This is a genomic window from Pseudomonas sp. UBA6699, assembly GCF_002454615.1.
GTDB classification, from domain to species: domain Bacteria; phylum Pseudomonadota; class Gammaproteobacteria; order Pseudomonadales; family Pseudomonadaceae; genus Aquipseudomonas; species Aquipseudomonas juntendi.
In genome coordinates, this window is the sequence record NZ_DKJF01000088.1 from 25198 (window position 1) to 32519 (window position 7322).

Consider the following 7322-nt stretch of genomic DNA (forward strand, 5'->3'; position numbering starts at 1 on the left):
GCGCCGCTGCAGGCCATGGCGAGGGTCGCAGCGGCGCGCCACCGCTATAGCTCGAAGCTGACCCTCATCCCCACCTCGCGTGGCGGGCTGTACACGGTCACAGCGCCATTGAGCAGCCCCTGGGCGTCGTAGCGCTTGTCCAGCAGGTTGTCGACATAGGTGCTGACGGTGTACTGCCCGAAGCGGTAGCCAGCGCTCAGGTCCACCAGGCCGTAGCCGGGGCGCCGATACGTATTGGCAGCGTCCAGATACACCTTGCCTACCGCACTCAGCGCGCCCTGTACGTACCAGCCGGCATCGGCGTCGTAACGCAGGCCCAGGTGGCCGGTGAAGTCCGGGGCGAACGGGTTGCGGTTATCCTCGTAGTCGTTGCTCCCTTCGCGGAACCGCTCGAAGCGGGTGCGGTTCAGCCCCAGCGCCGCAGTGAGGGTCCAGCGTTCGCCCAGCAGGTATTCCAGGTCCAGGTCCAGGCCGGTGGAGGTCGCCGCCGCCGCATTGGTGATGTACACCAGCCCCTGCTGCACCAGTTGCTGCACCTGCATGTCACGCACCTGCATGCGGTACAGCGCCGCGGAGTAGCGCAGGCGCTGGTCCGCAGTCAGGCCCTTCAGGCCCACCTCAAAGCTGCGCACCTGCTCCGGGTCGTACGCCGGGTTGCCGGCGCTGCTGGCGAAGGCGTTGAAGCCGCCCGCGCGCATGCCCTGGCTGTAGCTGACGTAGACCTGGGCATCGTCGCTCAGCGCATACTGCAATGCCACCTTGGGGGTGAAGTGCTGCCAGCTGTCGGACTGGTTGCGGTTGCCTGCCGGATCGATCCAGGCACGTGCATACTCATAGCGGCCCCCCAAGGTCAACGACCAGGCCCCGGCCAGCGGCTGCAGCCATTGGCCGAAAAGCGCGGCGGTATTGCCACCCAGGCCGGCCTGGGTACGGCTGAGCCCCATCGGCAGTTTCTGCTGGTAATCCAGGTCGTGGTCTTCACGGTCGGCGTACGCGCCCAGCAGCCAGCGGCCTTGCCCGTGGCTGCCACTTAGGCGCAGTTCCTGGCTCAGGGTTTCGAAGTGGTAGTCGCGGGCCAGGTGCATGAGGTCGCTTGGCTGGAAGTCGGTGTCCTGGCGTAGACGGTCGTCGAACACGCTGCGTGCGGTGATCGAGCGCAGTTCCAGGTCGCCGCCCAGTTGCCGGCGCAGGTCCAGCGACCAGGTGTCGCCGCTGGAATGGTTACGCCCGGCCAGCCCGGAATTCACTGCCCGGTCGGGGCCCGTGCGGCTGCCCCATTGGGCGGCCTGGTCGCGGTATTTCAGGGTGCTGTAGCGCAGGGTCGCGTCGGTGAGCGCATCCGGCGTCCAGCGCAGGGTCAGGCGGCCGCTCTGGCGCTCGCGGTCGTCGGTTTTGCCACCGGCGAAGTCGTCGTCCAGGTAGCCGTCCTGGCTTGTCCATTGGCCAGCGGCACCTGCATACAGGGTGCCTTCTATCAGCGCGGTGCTCAGGTCGGCGCTGACCAGGCGCTTGTCACGGCTGCCCAGCCCGGTTTCCACCCGGGCGTAGTCGGCGTCGCCCGGCTGGCGCGTGAACACGCTGAGCACGCCGGCCTCGGCGTTGCGACCGTACAGTGCCGATTGCGGACCGCGCAGGATCTCCACGCGCTCGACGCCCACCAGGTCATTGTCGAAGCCTTGGCCGCGCAACACCGGCACGCCGTCGACCAGCATCAGCAGCGAGTTGGAGAAGGCCGTGGCATTGGAGGTCAGGCCGCGCACCACTGGCAGTTGCGTGCCCGACTGGCCAAAGGGCTGGAAGGTGAACCCTGGGGTGCGCCGCACCAGTTGTTCCAGCGAATCCACCGGCGTGGCCTGCAGGGTCCTGGCGTCGATCACCGAGAGGCTGGCAGGCAACTGGTCGCGGGCTTGTTCAAGCTTGTCGCTGGCCACCACCGTGTCTTCCAGCACCAGCCGTTCGCTCGCGCTCGTCGGCGTTATGCCGCCTGCAACCACCAGCCCTGTGAAAACCCCCACCAGCGTTGTTCTGGCCATGCCCGTTCCTCGATGTCGGCAACGCGCACCCCGCACGGGCACGCAACGGCCGGCATTGTAGCGCCTGACCGAGAATCATTCGCGTCTGTAACCTATGCGCCAGCGACGGTTTTCTATGCGTGGCCGCGGAGGGAGCACCATCAGCACCAGGCTTTTGTTCCGCAGCATGAAACCAGTTTCGGTTGTGTGCCACGGCAGGCCGGGTTTAGCTGGCAGCCAGCACGACCTGCCTCACCCGTCGTGACCTCAAGGCGAACAACAAGAACGGGAAACCACCCGCACAAGGAGACTGCATATGTGCCGACATCAGCACATCCTGGCCTGGCTTAACGAGGTGGCCAGCGACCTGCACGCGATCCGCCATGATATTCACGCCCACCCGGAACTGGGCTTCGAAGAAAACCGCACCTCGGCGCTGGTCGCCCGCCTCCTGGAACAATGGGGCTACGAAGTGCACACCGGCGTTGGCAAGACCGGCGTGGTGGGCGTGCTGCGCAATGGCAGTAGCCGGCGCCGCCTCGGCTTGCGTGCCGACATGGACGCGCTGCCCATTCATGAGGCCACCGGTGCCGCCTACAGCAGCCAGCACCAGGGCTGCATGCACGCCTGCGGCCACGATGGGCATACCACCATGCTGCTCGGTGCCGCCCGCTACCTGGCCGCCACCCGGCAGTTCGACGGCACACTGACGCTGATATTCCAGCCGGCAGAAGAGGGGCAGGGTGGTGCCGAGGCGATGCTGGCCGATGGCTTGCTGGCGCGTTTTCCCTGCGATGCATTGTTCGGCATGCACAACATGCCAGGGTTGCCCGCGGGGCAGCTGGGCTTGCGGGAAGGGCCGATGATGGCTTCGCAAGATCTGCTCACCGTGACCCTGGACGGCGTGGGGGGCCACGGCTCCATGCCGCACCTGACCGTCGACCCGCTGGTCGCCGCCGCCAGTGTGGTGATGGCATTGCAAACGGTGGTGGCGCGCAATATCGATGCCCAGGAGGCAGCGGTGGTGACGGTGGGGGCCCTGCAGGCTGGCGAAGCGGCCAATGTGATCCCGCAACAGGCACTGCTGCGCCTGAGCCTGCGGGCGCTGGATGCTGAAGTACGGGCGCAGACCCTGCAGCGGGTGCGGGCGATCATCACCCACCAGGCTGAAAGCTTCGGCTGCCGCGCCAGCATCGAGCACCGCCCGGCGTACCCCGTGCTGATCAACCACCCGGCAGAAAACGCCTTCGCCACCCAGGTAGCCGTGGAGTTGCTGGGCGCCGACGCGGTGGATACCAACACCCGCAAGCTGATGGGCAGTGAGGATTTTGCCTGGATGCTGCAACGCTGCCCGGGGGCCTACCTGTTCATCGGCAACGGCGTCGCGGGGCCGATGGTGCACAACCCCGGCTACGACTTCAACGACGACATCCTGCTGACCGGCGCTGCCTACTGGGGCGCACTGGCAGAGCGCTGGCTAGCACCTGCCTGATCCTGCCGTTTTTACCGACTGCCGCTGGAACCCGGCTGCGACCGTGCCCGGGCGATCACCCAAACACCGTGTGGAGTGCTCCCTATGCAGACTTCGAGTAATAGCGTGTCGCGTACCCGGCAAGTGGTGGCTGCCGTCATCGGCAACGCCCTGGAGTGGTATGACTTTATCGTGTACGGCTTTCTGGCCAGCATCATTGCCCGGCAATTCTTCCCCTCCGACGATGAATACGCCTCGCTGCTGATGGCCCTCGCCACCTTCGGTGTCGGCTTTTTCATGCGCCCGGTGGGCGGTGTGTTGCTGGGCATGTACGCCGACCGCAAGGGGCGCAAGGCGGCGATGCAACTGATCATCCGCCTGATGACCGTGTCGATCGCCATGATCGCCTTTGCCCCCGATTACCTGGCCATTGGCATGGCCGCGCCGCTGTTGATCGTGGTGGCGCGCATGCTGCAGGGCTTTGCCACGGGTGGTGAGTACGCCAGCGCCACGGCCTTCCTGGTAGAGAGTGCCCCGGCCCACCGCAAGGGCCTGTACGGCTCCTGGCAACTGGTGGGGCAATGCCTGGGGGTGTTCGGCGGTGCGGCGATGGTGGCATTGGTTACCCACCTGTGCTCGCCTGCGGCGCTGGACAGCTGGGGCTGGCGTATCCCGTTCGTGCTGGGCCTGCTGATCGGCCCGGTAGGGCTGTGGATTCGCAAGCACATGGAAGAGCCTGAGGCGTTCATCGAGGCCCGCCGCCAGGCCAAGGGCCGCGCGCCCAGCCTGCCGCAGGTGCTGCGTGAACACTGGCGCAGCCTGCTGGTGGCCATGGGCCTGGCTTCTGGCGCCACAGTGTCGTTCTATGTGGTGCTGGTGAACATGCCGACGTTTGCCCACAAAAGCCTGGGCCTGCCGTTGGACCAGGTGCTGCTGGTGCAGATGCTCGCTGTGGGCCTGATGACGGTGGTCATTCCACTGGCCGGGGCGCTGTCGGACCGTTTTGGGCGGCGGCCGGTGCTGATGGCCTTCACCCTGGCGTTCTTCGTGATGGTCTACCCGCTATATGTCTGGGTCGCCGCGGCGCCATCCCTGGAGCGCCTGCTGGTCATGCAGTTGCTGCTGTGCACGGCCATCGGCGGTTTCTTCGGCCCGGCGCCGACTGCCCTGGCCGAGCAGTTCCCGGTCGAGGTGCGTTCCACCGGCGTGTCGGTGGCCTATAACGTGGCGGTCATGGTATTCGGTGGCTTTGCCCCATTGATCGTGACCTGGCTGACCCAGGCGCTGGGAACCCCGGTGGCGCCATCGTTCTATGTACTGTTTGCCTGCCTGCTGACCTTGTTGGCTACCTACTGCCTGAAAGACGCACCCCGGGCGGGCAACCGGGCTGCCTTCAACCTTGGAGTGAAACCGTGAAGCCACTTGTCATCGACCCCATTGTCGCCCTCGGCGCCGAAGCCTTGTCCCAGGCCATACACGCCCGCCAGCTGTCGTGTCGCGAGGTGATGCAGGCCTACCTGGTGCACATCGAGCGCTGCAACCCACGGGTCAATGCGCTGGTCTCGTTGCGCCCGGCCGCGGCGCTGCTGGCCGAGGCCGACCAACGGGACCGCGAACTGGCCCGCGGCCATTCACGCGGCTGGATGCATGGCATGCCCCAGGCCATCAAGGACCTGGCCGCCACGGCCGGGCTGCGGACCACACTGGGTTCGCCGCTGTTCGCCGACCAGGTTCCCCAACACGATGCGATCAGTGTGGCGCGGGTGCGCGCAAGTGGCGCCTTGATCGTGGGCAAAAGCAACGTGCCCGAGTTCGGCCTGGGGTCGCAGAGCTACAACACCTTGTTCGGCACTACCACCAATGCCTACGACCCGACACGGGTGGCGGGGGGCAGCAGCGGTGGCGCGGCGGCGGCACTGGCCATGCGCCTGCTGCCGGTGGCCGACGGCAGCGACATGATGGGCTCTTTGCGCAACCCGGCGGCGTTCAACAACGTGTTCGGCCTGCGCCCATCGCAGGGGCGCGTGCCCCACGGCCCGGCGCCGGAATTGTTCGTACAGCAGTTGGCCACCGAGGGGCCGATGGGCCGCAGCGTGACCGATGTGGCCCGGCTGTTGTCGGTTCAGGCCGGGGCAGATGCACGGGCACCGCTGGCGCTGAGCGAAGGCCGGCGCGATTTCGCTGCCGGCTTGCAGCGCGATCTGCGCGGCGTACGGGTGGGCTGGCTGGGGGACTACAACGGCTACCTGCCGATGGATGACGGGGTGATGAGCCTGTGCGAATCGGCCTTGGCCGACTTCGCCGAGCTGGGCTGCCGGGTCGAGGCCTGCCAACCGGCATTCGACCTGGCTCGCTTGTGGCAGTGCTGGCTCACGCACCGCCACTTCCTGGTGCATGGCAGCCTCAGCGCAGCCTATGCCGACCCGGCCCGGCGCACACTGCTCAAGCCCGAAGCACAGTGGGAGGTGGAAGGCGGCTTGCAGTTGAGTGCTGCTGCGCTGTACCAGGCTTCGCTGGACCGTAGTGACTGGTACCGCGCCATGGCTGAGCTGTTCGAGCATTACGATTTCCTGCTGCTGCCATCGGCCCAGGTGTTCCCTTTCGATGCGGGCCTGCCATGGCCGCAGCGGGTAGGCGGGCGGCCCATGGACACCTACCACCGCTGGATGGAAGTGGTGATCGGGCCGACCCTGGCCGGCTTGCCGAGCATGAGCGTGCCGATCGGTTTCAACCCTGGCGGCTTGCCCATGGGCTTGCAGATCATTGGCCCGGCCCAGGCAGACCATGCCGTGTTGCAGTTGGCCTATGCCCATGAACAACTCACCGGCTGGGTGCAACGTTGCCCGCCGCCCAGCCTGCAGGCGCCATGAGGTGCTGGCCAGGCGCGCTTTTTGCTGGCTATGCTGACCCTCTGGCAACCAGGAGGTCATCCCCATGGGCATCACGGCAGAAGGTGGCGGCGTGCGTTCGGTGGAGCGGGCGCTGGCCATCGTCGACCTGCTGGGCGAGCACCAGGCACTGGGCCTTGAAGAACTGCATTACCTGACCACACTGCCCAAGGCCACGGTGTCGCGCATGCTTGCTACCTTGCAGGTGCAGGGCTGGGTTTATCGCGGCCTCAGCGACCGGCGCTATCGGCTGTGCTCGCGGCGCTTGTACGGTGACCGCCAGTTGCGCTTCAAGCGGCGCCTGGTGGAACGCGCCGCGCCGATGCTGCTGGAGTTGAGCGAACGTACCGGGTTGGTAGTGGACCTGTCGTGTTTCGATGGTCAGCGGCTGGAGGTCATGGAAAGCGCCATTCCGCAGATCCTGCGCAAGCGTTACCCGCATACCTGCCAGATCGTCGGCCATCATGCCAGCCTGTTCCATTCGGCGATGGGCCGTGCCTGCCTGGGTGAGCTGGGGCTGGAGGAGGTACAACGCCTGGCGGCCGATGCGCGGCTGCGGGACGATGCGTTGCTGCGCGATATCGAGAAAGAGGCACACAAAGGTTTCGGCCAGCGCACCGAGGGCCACTGGGAGTACCCGGTACGCCTGCCGCACCTGATTCGCGCCATTGCCTTGCCAGTGCATGCCGAAGGCCGCCTGGCCGGGAGCATCGCCTTGCACTGGCCGTTGGACCAGGCGCCGGTCGAGCGGGTACTGAGCCTGCACCTGAGCAGCCTGGCGAGCACGGTTGGCGAGGTGCAGCGGGCGTTGGCCTGAGGCTGGCGGTCATGCTTTCGCACCCTATGGCCGCTCTTGGTGCCTGATGCTGCTTACTTGAGGGTGATGCCACACTGATCGGGGCTGCTGCGCAGCCCATCGCAGGCAAGCCAGCTCCCACAGGGATTGCATCA

At 66.5% G+C, this 7322-nt stretch carries 5 protein-coding genes; 4 read left to right on the forward strand and 1 reads right to left on the reverse strand.

Annotated features, from left to right (window positions below):
• Nucleotides 1-44: 44 nt before the first annotated feature.
• The gene (locus tag B3361_RS17330) at nt 45-2033 is read right to left on the reverse strand and encodes a TonB-dependent receptor (RefSeq protein ID WP_054905689.1); all 1989 of its coding nucleotides are present in this window, start codon (nt 2031-2033) and stop codon (nt 45-47) included.
• Between the two features lie 295 nt (nt 2034-2328).
• On the opposite strand from B3361_RS17330, the gene B3361_RS17335 reads away from it, so the two are divergent.
• From B3361_RS17335 to B3361_RS17350, 4 genes are all read left to right on the forward strand, one after another.
• Nucleotides 2329-3504 carry a M20 aminoacylase family protein gene (locus tag B3361_RS17335; RefSeq protein ID WP_054905690.1) on the forward strand — a complete coding sequence of 392 codons (1176 nt, stop codon included), beginning with the start codon at nt 2329-2331 and terminating at the stop codon, nt 3502-3504.
• Nucleotides 3505-3588: 84 nt separating this feature from the next.
• Nucleotides 3589-4899 (forward strand): citrate-proton symporter, encoded by a 1311-nt coding sequence (locus B3361_RS17340; RefSeq protein WP_054905691.1) that lies wholly within the window; start codon nt 3589-3591, stop codon nt 4897-4899.
• A complete protein-coding gene (locus B3361_RS17345; protein WP_054905692.1) occupies nt 4896-6353 on the forward strand; it encodes an amidase in 1458 nt (485 codons plus the stop codon). Before B3361_RS17340 ends, B3361_RS17345 begins: the two co-directional genes overlap by 4 nt.
• A 64-nt stretch (nt 6354-6417) precedes the next feature.
• Nucleotides 6418-7188 carry an IclR family transcriptional regulator gene (locus B3361_RS17350; RefSeq protein ID WP_054905693.1) on the forward strand — a complete coding sequence of 257 codons (771 nt, stop codon included), beginning with the start codon at nt 6418-6420 and terminating at the stop codon, nt 7186-7188.
• Nucleotides 7189-7322 lie beyond the last annotated feature (134 nt).

Bases quoted from the DNA above. Each gene is read 5' to 3' on its own strand.
- B3361_RS17330 (WP_054905689.1), bottom strand. From the start codon at position 2,033: ATGGCCAGAACAACGCTGGTGGGGGTTTTCACAGGGCTGGTGGTTGCA.
- B3361_RS17335 (WP_054905690.1), top strand. From the start codon at position 2,329: ATGTGCCGACATCAGCACATCCTGGCCTGGCTTAACGAGGTGGCCAGC.
- B3361_RS17340 (WP_054905691.1), top strand. From the start codon at position 3,589: ATGCAGACTTCGAGTAATAGCGTGTCGCGTACCCGGCAAGTGGTGGCT.
- B3361_RS17350 (WP_054905693.1), top strand. From the start codon at position 6,418: ATGGGCATCACGGCAGAAGGTGGCGGCGTGCGTTCGGTGGAGCGGGCG.